Origin of the sequence: Gilvibacter sp. SZ-19, from assembly GCF_002163875.1 — a bacterium.
Lineage (GTDB): Bacteria > Bacteroidota > Bacteroidia > Flavobacteriales > Flavobacteriaceae > Gilvibacter.
Genome location: NZ_CP019333.1, coordinates 2,971,570 through 2,990,606, shown reverse-complemented (window position 1 = coordinate 2,990,606; position 19,037 = coordinate 2,971,570). Strand labels below are relative to the sequence as shown.

General features: G+C 34.3%; 17 protein-coding genes. 16 read left to right on the top strand and 1 reads right to left on the bottom strand.

The window, feature by feature from the left end:
- Nucleotides 1-432 precede the first annotated feature (432 nt).
- The 5 genes from BTO09_RS13875 (at nucleotide 433) to BTO09_RS13855 (ending at nucleotide 4,693) form a co-directional block, all read left to right on the top strand.
- A complete protein-coding gene (locus tag BTO09_RS13875) occupies nucleotides 433-1,809 on the top strand; it encodes a T9SS type A sorting domain-containing protein (protein ID WP_087525354.1) in 1,377 nt (458 codons plus the stop codon).
- A gap of 192 nt (nucleotides 1,810-2,001) precedes the next feature.
- Nucleotides 2,002-2,733: a hypothetical protein gene (locus BTO09_RS13870; protein ID WP_087525353.1), complete on the top strand. Its 732-nt coding sequence runs from the start codon at nucleotides 2,002-2,004 to the stop codon at nucleotides 2,731-2,733.
- Nucleotides 2,734-2,883: 150 nt separating this feature from the next.
- On the top strand, nucleotides 2,884-3,411 hold the full coding sequence (locus tag BTO09_RS13865) for a hypothetical protein (protein ID WP_087525352.1): 528 nt from the start codon (nucleotides 2,884-2,886) through the stop codon (nucleotides 3,409-3,411).
- A 72-nt stretch (nucleotides 3,412-3,483) separates the two neighbouring features.
- Nucleotides 3,484-3,711, top strand: a complete 228-nt coding sequence (locus BTO09_RS13860; RefSeq protein WP_087525351.1) for a helix-turn-helix domain-containing protein — start codon at nucleotides 3,484-3,486, stop codon at nucleotides 3,709-3,711.
- Nucleotides 3,695-4,693, top strand: a complete 999-nt coding sequence (locus tag BTO09_RS13855) for a MamI family restriction endonuclease (protein ID WP_087525350.1) — start codon at nucleotides 3,695-3,697, stop codon at nucleotides 4,691-4,693. The genes BTO09_RS13860 and BTO09_RS13855 overlap by 17 nt, the downstream gene beginning before the upstream one ends.
- Here the strand turns inward: BTO09_RS13855 and BTO09_RS13850 are convergent.
- Nucleotides 4,674-5,588: a DNA methyltransferase gene (locus tag BTO09_RS13850; RefSeq protein WP_087525349.1), complete on the bottom strand. Its 915-nt coding sequence runs from the start codon at nucleotides 5,586-5,588 to the stop codon at nucleotides 4,674-4,676. The genes BTO09_RS13855 and BTO09_RS13850 overlap by 20 nt on opposite strands.
- Nucleotides 5,589-5,861: 273 nt before the next feature.
- On the opposite strand from BTO09_RS13850, the gene BTO09_RS13845 reads away from it, so the two are divergent.
- From BTO09_RS13845 to BTO09_RS13780, 11 genes are all read left to right on the top strand, one after another.
- Nucleotides 5,862-7,019 (top strand): AAA family ATPase, encoded by a 1,158-nt coding sequence (locus tag BTO09_RS13845; protein WP_087525348.1) that lies wholly within the window; start codon nucleotides 5,862-5,864, stop codon nucleotides 7,017-7,019.
- Entirely contained in the window at nucleotides 7,016-7,705 is a 690-nt protein-coding gene (locus tag BTO09_RS13840) for a hypothetical protein (protein WP_087525347.1), read from the top strand. Before BTO09_RS13845 ends, BTO09_RS13840 begins: the two co-directional genes overlap by 4 nt.
- 144 nt (nucleotides 7,706-7,849) lie before the next feature.
- Nucleotides 7,850-8,338: an OmpH family outer membrane protein gene (locus tag BTO09_RS13835; protein WP_087525346.1), complete on the top strand. Its 489-nt coding sequence runs from the start codon at nucleotides 7,850-7,852 to the stop codon at nucleotides 8,336-8,338.
- A 156-nt stretch (nucleotides 8,339-8,494) separates the two neighbouring features.
- Nucleotides 8,495-9,631 carry a hypothetical protein gene (locus tag BTO09_RS13830; RefSeq protein ID WP_087525345.1) on the top strand — a complete coding sequence of 379 codons (1,137 nt, stop codon included), beginning with the start codon at nucleotides 8,495-8,497 and terminating at the stop codon, nucleotides 9,629-9,631.
- Nucleotides 9,632-9,795: 164 nt separating this feature from the next.
- Nucleotides 9,796-10,455 (top strand): hypothetical protein, encoded by a 660-nt coding sequence (locus BTO09_RS13825; RefSeq protein WP_087525344.1) that lies wholly within the window; start codon nucleotides 9,796-9,798, stop codon nucleotides 10,453-10,455.
- 138 nt (nucleotides 10,456-10,593) lie between these two features.
- Entirely contained in the window at nucleotides 10,594-10,989 is a 396-nt protein-coding gene (locus BTO09_RS13820; RefSeq protein WP_087525343.1) for an SMI1/KNR4 family protein, read from the top strand.
- 146 nt (nucleotides 10,990-11,135) lie between these two features.
- Complete coding sequence (locus BTO09_RS13815) at nucleotides 11,136-11,579, top strand: hypothetical protein (protein WP_087525342.1); 444 nt, start codon at nucleotides 11,136-11,138, stop codon at nucleotides 11,577-11,579.
- Between the two features lie 132 nt (nucleotides 11,580-11,711).
- Entirely contained in the window at nucleotides 11,712-12,218 is a 507-nt protein-coding gene (locus tag BTO09_RS13810) for a hypothetical protein (protein ID WP_157663530.1), read from the top strand.
- 2,291 nt (nucleotides 12,219-14,509) lie between these two features.
- Nucleotides 14,510-15,067, top strand: coding sequence for a hypothetical protein (locus tag BTO09_RS13800; protein WP_087525339.1), 558 nt, complete (start codon nucleotides 14,510-14,512; stop codon nucleotides 15,065-15,067).
- 1,558 nt (nucleotides 15,068-16,625) lie between these two features.
- Nucleotides 16,626-18,020, top strand: a complete 1,395-nt coding sequence (locus BTO09_RS13785; RefSeq protein WP_157663528.1) for a hypothetical protein — start codon at nucleotides 16,626-16,628, stop codon at nucleotides 18,018-18,020.
- Complete coding sequence (locus tag BTO09_RS13780) at nucleotides 18,021-18,968, top strand: T9SS type A sorting domain-containing protein (protein WP_087525335.1); 948 nt, start codon at nucleotides 18,021-18,023, stop codon at nucleotides 18,966-18,968. It abuts the gene before it with no gap.
- The last annotated feature ends 69 nt before the right edge of the window (nucleotides 18,969-19,037 follow it).

The window sequence follows — 19,037 nt, the reverse complement described above, 5'->3', positions numbered from 1 at the left end:
AAACGTTGTCACGTACAAACACTTGATTAAGTTACCCAAGTTAGCTGGGCTTATCAAGCCCAATTAGCACAGATTTATAAATTCAGCCAAGTTTATAAATGCGTGCCTTGATTACCTTCCACCTTGCGTATACAGGCCCATATACTAAGTATATACTCCATATACAGTAAAGGCCGAAAGCTCTTTAAAGCGTTTGCATAGTTTGGCGGTGGCTTTTTACGACGCAAAATTTTAACGCTCTCCTGGCGGATCGCTAATTTTACTCACAACAACTAAGTATATAAAAAATGCGCTTTTGCTATATTTACAATCTCCCCAGTAAATTATTAATTAATCCAGCTGATAGATTCTGCGGTGATTTTAAGTCGCGCACTATTTATATACTGGAACGTTGTAGGTCATTTTGACAACTCCAAATTATCAACAGAATAAATGTTTGTCAAACTCATATTATACTGGATGGTTTTCTCATATTCCATAGTAAGTTATGGTCAATTTGGTCCGCGTCAAGTTGTTGATGATGATGCTTCAACAGCTGCATGGGTTTTTGCTGCGGATCTTGATGGTGATGGTCATGATGATATTTTATCTGCATCATCAGGTGACGACACTATCGCTTGGTATAAAAATGAAGACGGTTTTGGTAATTTTGGAGTACAACAGACCATAGCCAATTTTGATCAAGTTGATTTTGTCCATGCTGCTGATTTAGATGGTGATGACGATTTGGACGTTATTGCGTCATCATTCGCACTTGACTTCATTTTCTGGTATGAAAATCTTGATGGCTTAGGAACTTTTGGTTTAGGCCAAACCGTGTCAAATGCTGTAGATTTACCGAAAGAGGTTTTAGCAGCAGACTTGGATGGTGATGACGATTTAGATTTGGTTTCGGTTTCTAGAGATGATAATAAGCTTGCCTGGTATGAGAATTTGGATGGTCTAGGTGATTTTGGTCCACAGATTGTGCTGTCCACCGATGTGCTTTCAGCAGTTTCCATTGACCTAGTAGATATTGATGGTGATTTAGACACAGATATTCTGGTTACAGCAGGCAGCGATAGAAAAATATATTGGTTCGAGAACTTAGATGGTTTGGGTACTTTTAACTCGGGTAATATAGTTATTGACGACCCAAGCGCTGGTTTTTTTATTTCTGTAATGGGCGTAGATATAGATGGAGATGATGATATTGATGTTATATCAGCTGAGTTTTCTGGAAATCGAGTTGCATGGTACGAAAATTTAGACGGAGCAGGCAACTTTGGGCCACAACAAGAAATTGATTTAACACTGAATCTTCCTTCAATTGCCTATGCTTTTGACGTTGACGGGGATAATGATATGGATGTCTTATCGCAATCATCCCCAGATATGAAAATTGTTTGGTATGAAAATCTAGATGGCGCGGGAAACTTTGGTCCGCAACAGATTGTAAGTACGGAAGCTAACGGGCCAAGATCACTTTATGCTACCGACTTTGATCAAGATACTGATTTGGATTTAAGTGTAGCTTCTAACGCTGACGGCACAATTGGATGGTTTGAAAACTTGACCTTACTAGATATAGAGGAGAATGGAATTCCGCAATTCCGTTTATACCCCAATCCGGTTATTGATTATTTATCAATAAACACATTGGACATTTATATTGATAAGGTAGAAATTTATGACATATCTGGAAGACTGTTTAAAACAGTATCGGAAGAATTCAATCAGATCGATTTGAGAGAATTTAACAAGGGTATTTTTATTATTAGAATTTACAGCCAAAGTTCGATAAATTCCGTTAAAGTGATTAAAAAATGATTTAACCTTGAGTTTTTGATTAGACCTTTATTTTAAAGGCAAAACAACCTACAACAACGCATAATCGCCATTGCTCACAAGGCCTTGGTGGAAGAGAAGAAAATTTAATTTAAAAAGAAACAACGCTACGTGTAGCGCGCGTCGGAGGGTTCGCACGGCGTTTATACGGGGACGTTGGCACACATAAAGGTTATGGCTAAAAAATATCAAGTTAGCGATTCTCTAATTGAAAACATTCCTTCTAAAAAGGGTGAAGATTCGGATTTTAAGAAGTACAGGGGTGATTCAAAATCAACGACATGGGTAGTTTTAAATCCAAATACAAAAACCATTAATTATCTTACGCAAATTAATTACAAGAATAAATTTTATGCCGGATTTGTTCGAGAGCCATTTGAATTGTTCCTAAATTCTGCAAAATCATTAAATATAATCGTCAATAAGGTTGAGAAAGAGTTCAAGAATAAAAGTCTACAAGACTTTCCATTAAGTGAAAATTTCAAACTTCAAATATTAGAGCAGAATATATTTGATGAGTATATGATCAATAAAATCAATGCGTTAGTAAATTTAATGATGTCTGTAGAATCGTTTGCAAACAACATAATTCCCAGTAATTTTCAGATAAAACGAAATGGAAAATTAATAAGCAAAACTGAAATTGAAAAACATCTTTCATTAAAGGAAAAGCTGAAAGAAGTTATTCCTGAGTTCATAGAATTAAATATGTCATCTTATAACAAGTTGAGCTCAAGGATATATCAGCTAAATGAAATTCGAAACGACTTGGTGCATTTGAAAACAACGAACGCTAATGATAAGATGGATCCATTTTTAAAACAATATGAAAATTTGGTGAGTCTAAAACTAAATAAAGAAATTGAGTTAGTTGATCGTTGGTTCAAGTTGGTTAAAGAATCATGAAACGTGTGCCAACAACGCATAATCGCCATCTCTCACAAGGCCATGGTGGAAGAGAAGAAAATTTAATTTAAAAAGAGACAACACAACGTGTAGCGCGCGTCGGAGGGTTCGCACGGCGTTTATACGGGGACGTTGGCAACAAGCTGAAAAATGAACAGTAATCTAAATAAAATTATTGCTGAAACACCAATCTTTGAGGATTCTAAAACTTTGGAATTATTCGAATATTTTGATTCTTTGAAAAGTCAGGGATTTTTAACAAAAGAGCAATGCTTAAAAATCTTAAAATGGAAATCTCCTAGACCGTTAAAACACTATAACAAAAACAGTAACGAAGATTTTATAAAAATCACAAAATTAGCTTTTCAACAAGAGGATGAAAAATTAAAAATACATATACTAACTGCTTTGATTGGTGTAAAATATCCTTCAGCTTCAGCAATACTTATGTTTATAGACCAAAATTATCCCGTACTTGATATTAGAGTATGGAAACAACTGTATAATCTCGATTATGTAAATTCCAATCCAAATGGACAAAATTTCACATTGGAAGAGTGGAATATATATTTAAAAGTCATTAGAAATATTGCTACTAAATACAATACAACAGCTCGACAAATTGAAAAACAGCTTTTCGACTTCGATAAATTAACTCAAATAGGAAATCTATACTAATTCGTAATGCTAACTTTAGTATGTGGTTTATAATGTAGACTACAGTTAGCTTTGTGCATACTAAAATTAGCAATGGATTTTAATTCAGAAATACTAATAAAATTTGGCAATCGAGTTCGTGAATTACGAAAACTCAAAAATCTATCTCAAGAAGAACTCGCCTTTAGAGCTGATGTTCATAGAACCTACATTGGTATGATAGAACGTGCTGAAAAAAATATTACACTTCTCAATATTGAAAAAATTGCTAATGCTTTAGAGGTAAGCATAAACGATTTATTCAATGAAACCAGAAACTAAATACATTACAATTTTCGACAATGAAAACAGAATAGAACAACTACTTATGGAGTTAGTTCTAGAGCCAAGAATAAAAGCTCTTGTTTGGTCGCAAATAACAAGACAAACACCAAATATGAAAATAGGTTATCCAGGACAGCATTTAGCTTCCTTGATAACAGGTGTCGAAGGCTCAAGAACAGGTGCAAGAGGAGATGATTTAGTTGACGGAACAGAAGTTAAATCTTGTAGTAGAGTTGACCAGTTGGACTCTTGCAAAGATTGTAAGCAAAAAGTTTTAAGAATCGAAACTGCTTGTCCTCATTGTGGTTCTACAAATCTAAAAAGGATGGATGACAGTAAATGGCTTTTTTCTGTTAAATCAGAAGAAGAATTAAAGCTATTAACTAAAGACCTTGACCGTGTATTTTTAACAATTGCAGATTATCCAAATTTCGCAGATGGCGACTTTGATACAATTCGTTTCCAAGCATTTGAAATGTGGAATAATACCGAAAGACACAAGCACTTCTCTAGTCTAATGACAAACTACTATAACAAAATATTTTTAGAGCATATTAGTAGAAATGCAAATAAAACTCCAGCACCAAAGAATTTTTGGCCATATTCATATCAATTCTATTTGTGTAACCCTGTAAAAGTTTTTGAATGTATTGTTTCCAACGCAAATACTACACCTCAAATTAATATCACACACTTTGTTGAACCAGATTTTGATAGAAGTTTACTAGTTCCTGAATTGATGCCTACAAGCTTACTTTCACAAGAAGAAATTAATTTAATTATTGAGAATGTACCAGAGTACATTTTGTCCTCTCAAATAGTTGCAGGTTCAAACTATCAAGCATTAGTAAAAAGTAGTAAAACCAAAAAGAAATTTATTACTTTACTACCATTTATAAATGAAACAACAAGAGGTTATTTAGATTTAAGAGATACAGATAAAGTTGCAGAAGCAAAAACTAAATATTCGAGACGTTAGCTAAATTACCTAAAGGGTTTTCAACACTTTCAATTCGATTTAAAACTTCTTTATAATAAGCCTCGTCTGCTTCAATAGTAATATAGTTGCGTTTCAATTGTAAGGCTGCAATTGCAGTTGAGCCACTTCCAGCAAATGGGTCAAGTACAATGTCTCCTTCATTACTACTCGCAAGAATTAGTCTTTGAATTAGTTTTAATGGTTTTTGAGTAGAATGCACTCTCTTTTCTTTGTAAAAATCAATGTCACGCCAAATATCTGTTACTCCCATTTGCGGATTAAATGTTTGAGCAACACTTTCATAAGGTAATTTAAAGTCTAAAACTTTTTCAAGCTTTGACCACAATTCTTTTGTTGGAAATTGCTCGCAAACATTTTTTCCAGTATAAATACTCCACATTCCACCTCCATTTGACTTAACGCCCAACCCTTCATTTATTTCTTTCGATTTTAAGCCAAGTGCCTGTTGTCTTTCTTTTAAAAATGGTTTAACAAATTTTTTATTATCCTTTGTTATAAAGAGTATACTTTCTGTAGTATTTGGAAATAGTCTATATTTTTTAGTTGCTCGACCAGAGACAGCTCTCATTCCTTTATCAACTAATATTTGCTGTCTTAAGTCTAAACCTAATTCATCAAAATAAGGAACTAATAAAGCTAGTGTTCTAAAGTATCCAAAACAATAAAAAGTCCCTCCTAATCTTAACACTCTAGAAACTTCAGAAATCCATTCTAAACACCATTCAACATATTCTTTTTCTGTTTTCCATTGATAATCCCATTTTTCACCAATTACTTTAAAATATGGCGGGTCAGCAATTATTAAATCAACTGAATTAGAATCAAGTTTTTTTAATTCCTCCGTACAATCTCCAAGTATGACTCTATTCTCCATTTTTTCGCTAATTATAGTATGCAAATCTAACTACTTTTTTTGAAACATACAAACCAAACACTGAATGAAAAAAGCCAGTTGCCAACAACGTATATAAAAAATAGCGGTTTAAGTGCTTAAAAGAAATTAAATTTTATAAATTTAAAGTCAGTTATAATCCGAAAAGTTAGTGCTTAAAATCCGCTACTTTTCATATACAAAACCGTTGGGTGCAATTTTAAACATTTAAGAAGGCGAATACATTTTTTGTACTTTTAGACAAAATATAATTACATGGTGATTTCAAATTTCAGTTTTGAAGAAAAATCCCTTAACTGGAAGCTTCAAGAATTACATCTGAACAAGCTAACACTTCTAGTTGGTGCTTCTGGCGTTGGTAAAACACAGATTTTAAACTCTATTAATAATCTAAAATCTATTGCCGATGGAGAATCCTTGAATGGAGTCAAATGGTCAGTTACCTTTAAGACAATAAATGATTTAGTATATAATTGGGAAGGTGAATTCGAGAATAAAGGAATTTCAGTTTTAATAAATGACGATGATGAGGACGACAAGAAGAATAAATCGAAGATTCAATACGAAAAGCTCTATTTGAATGGTGATTTAATAGTTTCTAGGGAAAATGAAAGTATTGTATTTTTAGGTGAGCCAACCATTAAATTATCTCAGCAGCAAAGTATAGTTAGTTTATTAAAAGAAGAGGACAAAGTTAAACCAGCATATGAGGGAATTAAGAAGATTCGCTACAGTGATCAATCGAATTCAGCTAGTGCAGCACGTGGCTTTAGATTCAGTTTTCTTAACGCCAGTAAGTATTCAAAAAAATATGATACTCTAAGTAAAATTCAAGAAAGTGACTTAGATACAGATCTAAAGTTATATTTTGTTTTTAACGCTGACCCGAGCACATTTGAACTGATAAAGGAAAGATTTATAGATATTTTTCCACAAGTTGAAGATGTAAAAGTTGCTCCTTTAGAACGTTTTGAAAGAGGAGAAATTCCAGATATCCTTAAGGACTATCCATATGTCCAGATAAAAGAGAAGGGAGTTGAACATTGGATATCGCAAAATAGGATTTCGTCCGGCATGTATAGAACCCTTATACAGTTGAGTGATTTATATTTATGTTCTGACGGAACAATTTATTTAGTTGATGAATTTGAAAATAGCCTCGGAATAAATTGTATTGATGAAATAACAAATGATATTCTAAATTCAAATAGAAATCTTCAATTCATATTAACAAGTCATCACCCTTACATTATTGATTCTATTCCATACGATTGCTGGAAACTCGTTACACGCACTACTGGTATTGTTAAGACTCATGATCTTAGTGAGTATAATTTTGGAAAATCGAAGCATTCGGCATTCATGCAGTTGCTTCAGCTTGATGAATATCAAACCGGAAGTGAAGTAGAATGAATGCTTATTTCTTAGTTGAAGGGAAAAGAACTGAACGTAAAGTCTATCCTAAATGGCTTTCTTTACTTATACCTGATCTCAAATTTGTCAATTTTTTCGAAGATGTAGTTTCAAATAATTACAAAATCTTTTCAGGTGACGGTTTTCCACATCTTTTGCATCGGCATTTAAAAGCTAGTATCGAAGATGTTAACGATTCTGGCAACTACAATTACTTTATTATTTGTTTAGATGCTGATGATTGTACGGCCGAGGAGCGCGTTCTTGAGGTAAATGAATTTATTGTCGAAAATAACCTAACCTTAAACGATGATATAGAATTTAGAATTATTGTACAGCAAAAGTGTATTGAATCATGGTTACTGGGCAATAGAAATGTTTTTAAAAGCAACCCTTCAAATCCTGATTTGGTAAAAGCAATTCAATTTTATAATGTTTCGACTGAGGATCCAGAATTGATGGATAAGCCGGCAAGTTTTGCCGGTTCGACCTCTGATTTTCACTACAACTACCTAAAGGCAGTACTAAGAGAACGACATATCTCTTACACAAAAAAAAATCCTCGTGATGTTACTGAAAAACACTATTTGGAGGAATTAATCGCAAGAACACAAGACACAGGACATTTGAAAACATTTAATAATTTTCTTGAATTATGTGCTGAGATGAGGTCCAAGATAGATTAAAACTGCACCCAACAACGCATAATCGCCATCGCTCACAAGGCTAGGGTGGTAGAGTAGAAAATTTAATTTAAAAAGAAACAACACTACGTGTAGCGCGCGTCGGAGGGTTCGCACGGCGTTTATACGGGGACGTTGTGGCGCATTATGAAAGCAAGGTTGGTGCTAGCATTTTTAATAGGAATTATCGGGAATATTTTTTCCCAAGACACTGCAGGTGTATTTGACCTAGAACTTGTAAAGCTGTCTATGCCGCTTTCTGAACAGAGTGAACGATCAATAAAAGAACTAGAAACGAAGTATAATGATTCGTTGGCAGGATTATTAGAGCAATTTGAAAATCGTGTATCCGACAGGCCCCATATTGATTATACACCCGCAGAATTGAGAAAAATTCAAGACTCACTTTCAAGAATGCAGGATAAGCTTAACTTATTTAGAAAAAATGCATTGGCAAAAATAGCAGCTCTACGTCAAGATTTGGAACAACAAATCAATTTGAGAATTGCAGAAGCTGTTAAAAGTTTTTGTCTGCAGAAAAACATAAAGACTATGTTTTATAAAAGTGAATTGAGTTATTGCGATAATTGTTTAGATTATACAGAAGAACTTATATTGTTTATACGTGACAAATAACACGCCACAACAACGCATAATCGCCATCGCTCACAAGGCTAGGGTGGCAGAGAAGAAAATTTAATTTAAAAAGAAACAGCGGAAAGTATAGCGCGCGTCGGAGGGTTCGCACGGCGTTTATACGAGGACGTTAGGCATAATGATAAAACAACATCTATGGAAGAGCATATAATTTTTGAAAAAATAGATTTACTTCAGAAAACTATTAAAGAAAAAGATGTGAAAAAAATCTTGACCAGTGAGGATTTAAGTTTTTATCAAACTGCCATAGATTACATCAAAGAACGATTAAACAACACAATTCCTTCTTTAGTCCAGGAAGCGGATTTAACAAATGCAGCAAACGAAATTGAATCAGCAATTTCACAATTGAACACATATGTTGGAAATGAAAATACTGGACATTTAAAAAACTCAAAAAACTCGATTCTTTCTGCATCAAGCCGAATAAAGAATCTACCCACACTTATTACAGATAGTAAGTTTAATTTCAGCTCTGAAATAATAAACTTCAAAAATTCCCTTTCAGAAAAAAACACCGAGTTTAGAAAAGAATTAGAAGACCTGAAAACACAGTTATCTAACTTGAATGATGAAATCACAGATAGGATGACTGAATTAAAATCTGTGGAAGAGAAATTAAAAGAAAAAAAGGAGGAAATTGACAATCTGAATAGCTCATTTGAGGAGCAATATGAAAATGACAGAAGTGATTTTACAGAAAAATTAAATGAACAGGTAAAGGAAATAAAAGCCAGCACAGACGATTTGGTAAAATATTTGGAGCAAAAAAAATCAGAAGCTTCAAAAATAGTTAACGTGATTGGTAATATTGGAGCAACAGGGAATTTTCAAAAAATAGCAAACGACCACAAAAAGGATGCGAATTTATGGCGAGTTATAGCTATTGTATTTATGGCTGGATTAAGTGGATTAATAATTTGGGCAATTATTGGTTTAGGAGATAGTGAATTTGACTGGACTAAATCATTAATACGAATTGTTGCAGCAGCTGCCTTATCTTATCCCGCAACATATGCTTCGAGAGAGTCTTCTAAACATAGAAAGCTTGAAAATTTTAATAGAAAATTAGAACTTGAATTGTCCTCTATAGAGGCATTTATTGAACTTCTGCCAGAGGAAAAGAAACAGGATATTAAAGAGAAATTAGCTGAAAAATATTTCGGAAGTACTTTAGACCAATTTGATGATGCTGATTTAAAGTCGGATAAGGATTTTTCAATACAGTCGATTGAAAGACTGTTTAAAGCTGCAAAGACATTAAAGGACTAAATCACTATGCCTAACAACGCATAATCGCCATCGCTCACAAGGCCGTGGTGGAAGAGAAGAAAATTTAATTTAAAAAGAGACAACGCTACGTGTAGCGCGCGTCGGAGGGTTCGCACGGCGTTTATACGGGGACGTTGGCAAACATTTAATACACAAACTAGTTAATGGGTTTTTTTGATAAAATATTTCGCAATAAAAATAGAAGGGTTGAAATAGACTTTCAGAAAGCTGGATTAAATATATCTGACAGCGGTAAAGAATCCATCCGGAAATTTGTAAGTAGAACTGATAAGGAGCGATTGGGAGATATTATTCAGTTGGGGGACCAAGGAGAACAGAACTATTTTTATCTGATTTATTACGCCACCTTATTTGACAACGACCGGAATGTGCGCTTTGCGGCATTAAAAAGGCTGCACAACTTTAAAGACAATCCAAATTTTGAAATATTGATTAAGAAATTGGAGGAACCAAATGTTGGAGAAAAATTGCAACCATATTATTCAATGATGCTTTCTAGAATTGGCAAAATATCGGTAACAGATTTTGAAAGCAGAATAAGCGGAATACCTGAAGAGAAAATTAATAGAAAGCCTTTAAATAATCTTAAAGAAGCTATAAAGTATGTTCAAGAAAACTTTAAGAATACGGAGGAGACCTTATTGTTTTCAGATGAGTTAAATGACCCTGTTGGAGTTAACATTGCAATACTTACCGATGTTATATTGAAGGCAGGCTACATGCCAGAGGGTTTTGATCAAAAGAATGGTTATAGAGTTTATAGGTATAGTAAAGAAATTAAACGATTTGCCAACAACGCATAAACGCCAAGGCTCACAAGGCCTTGGAGGAAGAGAAGAAAATTTAATTTAAAAAGAAACAGCGGAAAGTGTAGCGCGCGTCGGAGGGTTCGCACGGCGTTTATACGGGGACGTTGTGCATAATTTTAGAAAAATAGTAAAATGCCATTTCCATTAGAGGAAATATACATAGAGGAAACGGAAAATGTGATGTCCGTCAAATTCCCGCCTGATTTTAAGAGTCGGATGTTAAAGTCAAATGGAGGGGAATTAGTCACAGATGATTTCGCATTTGAACTACATCCGTTCTTCGACAAATCGGATAAAAAACGAATAAGTAGAACTTGTAATCATATTGCGCTTGAAACTGAAAATGCTCGTGAATGGTTCGGGTTTCCAAAAGATGGAGTTGCAATCGGATCTGACGCATATGGAAATATAATTTTACTGAAACATCGTGGAGATGGAATATTGAGTGACGAAATTCATTTCTGGAATCACGAAACTGGCGAAACATTTAAAATTGCTGAAACAATATTGGCATTAGATATGTCATAAACTATGCACAACAGCGCATAAACGCCAACGCTCACAAGGCCTTGGTGGAAGAGAAGAAAATTTAATTTAAAAAGATAAAACGTTACGTGTAGCGCGCGTCGGAGGGTTCGCACGGCGTTTATACGAGGACGTTAGGCATAATTATAATGAACAAAAAGGCTATCATCATTGTTGTAATTATTTGTGCTTCATTATTTTTAATTCCTAAGGTTGTAAAAAGCTTGTTTCATAATTTAGAGTTGAATTCTACATTAAATAGAAATATTGAGAATATCAATTCCGAATTTAAAGGCATTGTGATTGAAAAATTTTCGTATCGACAAAATGATTCACCTACGCATTTAAAGATTAATTCTTTGGATAGCATTTTTGAAATAGTCCCTTATCATATTGGCTTTATAAATGTTGGTGATAGTATTATTAAACCCAAAGCTGAAAACTTGATCATTATCAAAAAGGGTGATTCAATCGAGTTACGGAAATATTATATCCGAATTTCTAATGAGGTTAGAAACAGTGATGACTTTCCCAAAGAATGGAAAGAGAAGTGGCTGGAATCAAGCACTTGGGATACTATAAATAGAAATTAACTATGCCTAACAACGCATAAACGCCAACGCTCACAAGGCCAGGGTGAAAGAGAAGAAAATTTAATTTAAAAAGATAAAACGTTACGTGTAGCGCGCGTCGGAGGGTTCGCACGGCGTTTATACGGGGACGTTGTGAGTAATTTGAAAAAGATATTTAAAAATAAAAGCATCTTAAGACCAAAGACACTACTGAATTATTTTATTATTCACATAGTCGGTGCTGTTCTATGGAATTTATGGCTAAGTTTAATTACATGGTCAAATATTGATCCTGCAGAAGTATTGAAAACTGTGGCAATATTTCAAGTAGCTTTTTTAATTAGAGCGGCACTACTTATTAAACGAGAGCACCTATCCAGCATATATGTTATTGATAACAGTGAAATTGAAGTTATACAAAATCGATTATTCAGAGATAACATTAAAAAGTATTTAAATTTAGAGGAGGTGAGTTTGTCTGAAATAGAGAGAGGCTTTTTTTCATCATTCCATTTACAAGACGGTAATCAGAGTGTAAAGATTTCCTCGAATCAGTATGGAATGACCGACAAGAAAATACTTAGTTTATACGACAAACTACTCACAACAACGCATAAACGCCAAGCTCACAAGGCCAGGGTGAAAGAGAAGAAAATTTAATTTAAAAAGAAACAGCGGAAAGTATAGCGCGCGTCGGAGGGTTCGCACGGCGTTTATACGGGGACGTTAGGTGCCATTTCAGAAAGCGAAGTCTTTAATTAAGAAAAATGTCTTTCTTGCTTTATTAAGTTTAGGCTCGTTGGTTGGTTTTTACTAGAGCTCAGATGAAAAGAAAACTGAATTTTCAGAAGCACTGAGTTTGGAGAACATAATGATAATTGTGAATACGTTATAAGAGCTGTTTTTGTCCATTTTTATATGAAGCATTTTGTTTGTAATTTTTAGAATCAGAATTAGAGAAACAGCACCTAACAACGCATAAACGCCAAGCTCACAAGGCCAGGGTGAAAGAGAAGAAAATTTAATTTAAAAAGAAACAACGCTACGTGTAGTGCGCGTCGGAGGGTTCGCACGGCGTTTATACGGGGACGTTAGGTGCCATTTCAGAAAGCGAAGTCTTTAATTAAGAAAAATGTCTTTCTTGCTTTATTAAGTTTAGGCTCGTTGGTTGGTTTTTATTTGAGCTCAGATGAAAAGAAAACTGAATTTTCAGAAGCGCTGAATTTGGAGGACATTATGATAATTGTGAATACGTTATAAGAGCTGTTTTCGCCCATTTTTATATGAGGCATTTTGTTTGTAATTTTTAGAATCAATATTAGAGAAACAGCACCTAACAACGCATAAACGCCAACGCTCACAAGGCCTTGGTGGAAGAGAAGAAAATTTAATTTAAAAAGATAAAACGTTACGTGTAGTGCGCGTCGGAGGGTTCGCACGGCGTTTATACGGGGACGTTGGCTTGCATTATAAACGAAAGTAAATGTTCCTACATCAGGATTATAAACAAGGACTGTAAATGAAAATTTTGAATAATATAATCACAGTTTGCTTCAGTTTATATTTCCTTTTCGGGCTTGCATTTGTATTAAGTGAATATTTTGAAAGTTTCAATGAATCTTACTGGCGTTCAAAGGATCTTTATTTAATCATATTAATGACATTTTTATTCGTATTGTACTGTGTCCAAAACTTGAGAATGGTTTTTCAAAAAAAGCGTTTTTCAAAAAAAGTAAGTTGGGTGATGATATCTGCACATATTATTCTACTTTTTATGTTCGTTTTTTTTACAGCTCCAAATTACTCAGGAATGAACGTAAATTTTATGACTCATCATTTTACTATTTTAAGTGCTTTACTGTTCATGATCTACTATAGATATCAAGTTATAACACAAGCCAACAACGCATAAAAGCCAACGCTCACAAGGCAAGGGTGGAAGCGTAGAAAATTTAATTTAAAAAAGAAACAACGCTACGTGTAGTGCGCGTCGGAGGGTTCGCACGGCGTTTATACGGGGACGTTAGGTGCCATTTCAGAAAGCGAAGTCTTTAATTAAGAAAAATGTCTTTCTTGCTTTATTAAGTTTAGGCTCGTTGGTTGGTTTTTACTAGAGCTCAGATGAAAAGAAAACTGAATTTTCAGAAGCACTGAGTTTGGAGAACATAATGATAATTGTGAATACGTTATAAGAGCTGTTTTTGTCCATTTTTATATGAAGCATTTTGTTTGTAATTTTTAGAATCAGAATTAGAGAAACAGCACCTAACAACGCATAAACGCCAAGCTCACAAGGCAAGGGTGAAAGAGAAGAAAATTTAATTTAAAAAGATAAAACGTTACGTGTAGCGTGCGTCGGATGGTTCGCACGGCGTTTATACGGGGACGTTGCAGTGCATAAAAAGCCACTCGCAGGATTTTAAAGCGCCTTTCTGGAAGGTTTCATAGGAATTTAACACGGGCTGAATATCTGGGCAAACGGCTTTCGCCCAAGTTGGGGAATCTTCTCAAGTGTGTGCGATTTACAATCGTTGAAAGTGATACTTTCAAAACGTTGTCACGTACAAACACTTGATTAAGTTACCCAAGTTAGCTGGGCTTATCAAGCCCAATTAGCACAGATTTATAAATTCAGCCAAGTTTATAAATGCGTGCCTTGATTACCTTCCACCTTGCGTATACAGGCCCATATACTAAGTATATACTCCATATACAGTAAAGGCCGAAAGCTCTTTAAAGCGTTTGCATAGTTTGGCGGTGGCTTTTTACGACGCAAAATTTTAACGCTCTCCTGGCGGATCGCTAATTTTACTCACAACAACTAAGTATATAAAAAATGCGCTTTTGCTATATTTACAATCTCCCCAGTAAATTATTAATTAATCCAGCTGATAGATTCTGCGGTGATTTTAAGTCGCGCACTATTTATATACTGGAACGTTAGCGTACATATGAAAAAAACACTTTTGATATTATTTATACTTGTTGCAAACATTAGTTGCGGACAAGAAATCTCAAAAACTCAATTGGAATCCGATTTTTTAGAGTATAGTAATCTGATTGCTAAAAGAGAATATGAAAAAGCAGTTGATTATATGCCGACTGATTTTTGGAATGTCTATGAGAAAAATGAATTTCTGACTAAAATGGAAAGAGTTGGAAAACAAATGGACTCAATTTCGATTAATAATTTTGAGATTGTAGATATCAGCGAAACTATAAATTCAAATGACAAGAAATTTAGAGTTATAACATACTCATCTGATTTGGAATTTGACTCTTCAAAAATTCCTGAAAGAGTAATTGAAAAATATAAATCTCAATTCGGAGCTGAAAATGTTAAATTAGACTCTATCAATAAACTGATTAAAATAAAAAACAACAGCCAAATGATTTCTGTTTACGACAACGGATTAGAGAAATGGAAATATTTGGAATATAATGGACCAATTATTTCTAAAATTTACGGAATTGAAACTTGGGCTGAATTAAATAAATACGTACGCTAACACCGTGTATAGCTCATTGCGGCTGAATTCCTAATCGGAATTCATTGCAATTTGCTATCTTTCGGTTACGGCGGAAAATCATAGCTGATTTTCCGCAACGAGCCATACACAATTCCGTTGTGTGTAATATCAAAAAGTATTGCATTCATTATCATAAAAGCACTAATGGAAGAACTATTGGAAGTATTGATCGAGTTTTTGAAGGATCATACTAAGTTAATGATTGCACTAGCAATACTGATTATTGTAATTTTTATTGCTGTACTAATTTTGAAATAATAGAGGTTTTAGTTTGTACTTTAAAACCAGGAAAGGAAATACATAAATACTACACACAACAACGCATAAAAGCCAACGCTCACAAGGCCATGGTGGAAGAGAAGAAAATTTAATTTAAAAAGAAACAACACAACGTTTAGCGCGCGTCGGAGGGTTCGCACGGCGTTTATACGGGGACGTTGTGCATTATGATTCACCAAACCTTTGAGACTGCTTGAAAAAAGGAAATTCTATATTTAAATTGCTTAAAAATGATCAAGCTCAAAGACTAATATATTTAGGAATTTTGTTGCTATGGATATTTGTAGGATTGAATTTCGTAAAGTATAAATATGATTATAGTCCATTTTATTTCGACATCAATTATGCATTAATTATTCCTTCTATCATTTTTGCTTTACCAATCTTATTTAATAGAAGGCTATTTTGGTTACTAGCATTTGGTTTTTCAATTTTCCACGGTATTTGGAGTTTGTTTAAAATTGTATTTAGTGGTTTGTCATATTACCAAAGTGACTTTAATCCAAATTTAAATTGGAGGGCAATTGATATTGGTACTTCAATTTTGATTGTAACTATTTCGTTTTTATTAGCTTGGCTCATATGGAAAATGAAGCCAAAGAAGTAATCACAATGCACAACAACGCATAAAAGCCAAGCTCACAAGGCCATGGTGGTAGAGTAGAAAATTTAATTTAAAAAGATAAAACGCAACGTTTAGCGCGCGTCGGAGGGTTCGCACGGCGTTTATACGGGGACGTTGGCAAACAGTTGAAACAAAATCTTGCAAAAATATCATTGATCTTCGGTGTATTGGGACTCGTGATCATTCATTGGTTTAACTATCAAGTTTACAATTTGATCAAAGAGAGTTATACGTCTTCCGGCAACGAAGATTTTTTCCCCAAATTAGTGGTCACTGGAAACATCACTTCTTTATTAATTGGCTTTACAACAATTCTATTTGGAGTTTTAGCTGTTCGAAAGAAGTTGCGCTTTGGTTATCTGGGATTGATACTTGGTTTAATTATTTTATTACTAGTGTTTTTCCCGTTATATCCTTTGCTGTTTGTAGATTCAGCATATGACATTAATTTTAAGTAACCGTTAGCCAACAACGCATAAACGCCAACGCTCACAAGGCTAGGGTGGCAGAGAAGAAAATTTAATTTAAAAAGATAAAACGCTACGTGTAGCGCGCGTCGGAGGGTTCGCACGGCGTTTATACGGGGACGTTGGGTAACATATTAAACGCAAATAACCTATAATAAATCATAAAATGAGAAATCTCCTATTAGTACTATTTTTCTCTCCCCTTTATTTTTACGCACAATCCACCGTTAACTGTGGCAATACCTCAGCCGTTTATGGCAAAAAGTCATATCATACAGGGTCAACAGGAGCTTCATTAGCTGGTGGTGACCCCTTTGTATTTAATATTTTCTTTCATAATGAACAAGATGTTTTGCCACTAACAGAAAATGATTATTTGAAGGCTGTGGCATATTTAAATCAGGTTTACAATCAGTTCGATATATTTTTTAAGTATCGTGGTTTTGTAGAAGATGATGAGACTCCTTTAACAGACATGTTAAACATCCTAATCCGTCCTGAAGATGGTGGTTTGGCTCTTACCCCAGATTTCATCAATATTAGTTACACAACTTTTCTAGGTGATTTACCAATCATCTCACATGAAGTAGGACATATTCTTGGTCTTGAACATACTTTTCTGGGGTCACCAAGAGTGGAAAGTTCATTTATAAATCCTATAACTTGTGAATATGATCCGACTGGTACAGTTAGAGACCTTGGTTATTTTTTTCTAGATGATCCAGATACTGATGATCTAGATGCGGAGAATGTTACCAGAGACCCTGCATCTCCTAACTACAATGCCCTTACAGCTGGAGACTTTGTAGTTGACACCCCAGCTTCTTACAGACAACCGAATGTCTGTAGCGATATTGCTTCGGGCGATTCTTATTATATCTATTCAGATGAAGTAATTGATGAAACAGGTACGCCTTATGTAAGTATAGATGTGCGTAATATTATGAGTTATAATGAATATCCATTTCTAGATAACTTAACGCTAGGACAAGGAGTAAGAATGCGCGAAACAATTACCAATGAATCAATTTTGCAAGATAGACTTACTGATGTTTCTTCTTTATACGAACCTTATTCGGGAATTTATCGGACATGCTGCTGGCAACCGGAGGCCAATGAAAATCCACCAAGATTTCAACCAGGCTTCGACTATGAATTTGTAGCTTGTTCTGACTCCAGTATCTTGTCACTGGGTAGACCACTTCCTTGGCCATACGATGATTTGACTTTTAATACTGGCGATGTGGTTTATAGTTTTCCAAGTGATTATGCGGTCTACGAAGATATTGTACATTTAAACAATACTGCAATTCGTATTGTTCAATTGGAAGATACTCCTAGACGGTGCTATTCCAACCTGGCAAAAAATGCGAATAGCGGTACCATTGTAAAATTCAATGACGGTGTAATTAATGCAAATGTGACTGCAACTGCGAAAGATTCACTTGGCATAAATGACCCAAACCTTGTGAATAATCTTGAAAATGGATTATTTTTAATAGAAACTAACTTTGATGATGGAACTCAAGATCAGAAGGTTATTTTAAAAGATAATGATTAAATGCTTCGCTTAAAAATCATATTGTTGTTCATTTTCTTGTGTAATCAAGGTTATGCACAGTACACCGCCATACCTGACCCAAATTTTGAGCAGTGGTTAATTGATAATGGCATTGATTCGGAGTTCGTCTTAGATGGACAAATATTAACTTCAGATGCTCTCACTGCTACAGAAATTGAGATTACCAATTCAGACAATAATATTTCCAGTTTTGAAGGTCTGTCAGATTTTGACAATTTGGAATCTTTTGGAGTTGGTTTTACAAACTGTGTATCAATCGATTTTGGGTCATTACCAAACTTGAAAAGTATATTGATGCAATTAAATGATAGCCTCATTTCTATCGATATTAATGAATGTCCATTACTCGAAAATATTGTTGTATCAGCCAATAATTTAAATCAATTGGATGTTTCAAATAATTTAGCGCTGCAAAGTCTATCCTGCGGATTAAATAGCATTGAATTATTAGATCTAAGTACAAATACCAATTTAACATTTTTGACATGTAATTCTAACCAGCTCACATCATTGGACTTAAGAAACGGTAATAATGTTGCGATAACCTCTTTCAATAGTACTAGCAATCCGTTACTCGAATGCATTTTCGTTGACGATCCTTCATATAGTGAAACCAACTGGACAAACGTTGATCCTACATCTAATTTTGTTTCAAATGAAGCTGAATGTAAAGCTTTAAGTATTTCAGATTTTCAAAAATTTCAGTTCGTAATTTATCCCAATCCAGTTTCTACATTTTTTGAAATCGACAATAAAAATGGTTTAGAAATTGAAGAACTTGAGTTATACGATGTGGGAGGGAAATTGGTGAAGAATTTTAATGCCCAGATGTCTGCCTATTCTGTTTATGGATTAAAAAAAGGTATTTACTTTCTAAAAATTAAGCATGAAGATGGTATTAGTCTTCAAAAGTTGGTAATAGAATAATACGTTACCCAACAACGCATAAACTAAACTCTTGTAAGAATAATCACATTCACCCTTGGGATATAATTT

What these genes read in the sequence shown, in the direction of transcription:
- BTO09_RS13875 (WP_087525354.1), top strand. Translation starts at nt 433, where the DNA reads ATGTTTGTCAAACTCATATTATACTGGATGGTTTTCTCATATTCCATA.
- BTO09_RS13870 (WP_087525353.1), top strand. Translation starts at nt 2,002, where the DNA reads ATGGCTAAAAAATATCAAGTTAGCGATTCTCTAATTGAAAACATTCCT.
- BTO09_RS13865 (WP_087525352.1), top strand. Translation starts at nt 2,884, where the DNA reads ATGAACAGTAATCTAAATAAAATTATTGCTGAAACACCAATCTTTGAG.
- BTO09_RS13860 (WP_087525351.1), top strand. Translation starts at nt 3,484, where the DNA reads ATGGATTTTAATTCAGAAATACTAATAAAATTTGGCAATCGAGTTCGT.
- BTO09_RS13855 (WP_087525350.1), top strand. Translation starts at nt 3,695, where the DNA reads ATGAAACCAGAAACTAAATACATTACAATTTTCGACAATGAAAACAGA.
- BTO09_RS13850 (WP_087525349.1), bottom strand. Translation starts at nt 5,588, where the DNA reads ATGGAGAATAGAGTCATACTTGGAGATTGTACGGAGGAATTAAAAAAA.
- BTO09_RS13845 (WP_087525348.1), top strand. Translation starts at nt 5,862, where the DNA reads ATGGTGATTTCAAATTTCAGTTTTGAAGAAAAATCCCTTAACTGGAAG.
- BTO09_RS13840 (WP_087525347.1), top strand. Translation starts at nt 7,016, where the DNA reads ATGAATGCTTATTTCTTAGTTGAAGGGAAAAGAACTGAACGTAAAGTC.
- BTO09_RS13835 (WP_087525346.1), top strand. Translation starts at nt 7,850, where the DNA reads ATGAAAGCAAGGTTGGTGCTAGCATTTTTAATAGGAATTATCGGGAAT.
- BTO09_RS13830 (WP_087525345.1), top strand. Translation starts at nt 8,495, where the DNA reads ATGGAAGAGCATATAATTTTTGAAAAAATAGATTTACTTCAGAAAACT.
- BTO09_RS13825 (WP_087525344.1), top strand. Translation starts at nt 9,796, where the DNA reads ATGGGTTTTTTTGATAAAATATTTCGCAATAAAAATAGAAGGGTTGAA.
- BTO09_RS13820 (WP_087525343.1), top strand. Translation starts at nt 10,594, where the DNA reads ATGCCATTTCCATTAGAGGAAATATACATAGAGGAAACGGAAAATGTG.
- BTO09_RS13815 (WP_087525342.1), top strand. Translation starts at nt 11,136, where the DNA reads ATGAACAAAAAGGCTATCATCATTGTTGTAATTATTTGTGCTTCATTA.
- BTO09_RS13800 (WP_087525339.1), top strand. Translation starts at nt 14,510, where the DNA reads ATGAAAAAAACACTTTTGATATTATTTATACTTGTTGCAAACATTAGT.
- BTO09_RS13785 (WP_157663528.1), top strand. Translation starts at nt 16,626, where the DNA reads ATGAGAAATCTCCTATTAGTACTATTTTTCTCTCCCCTTTATTTTTAC.
- BTO09_RS13780 (WP_087525335.1), top strand. Translation starts at nt 18,021, where the DNA reads ATGCTTCGCTTAAAAATCATATTGTTGTTCATTTTCTTGTGTAATCAA.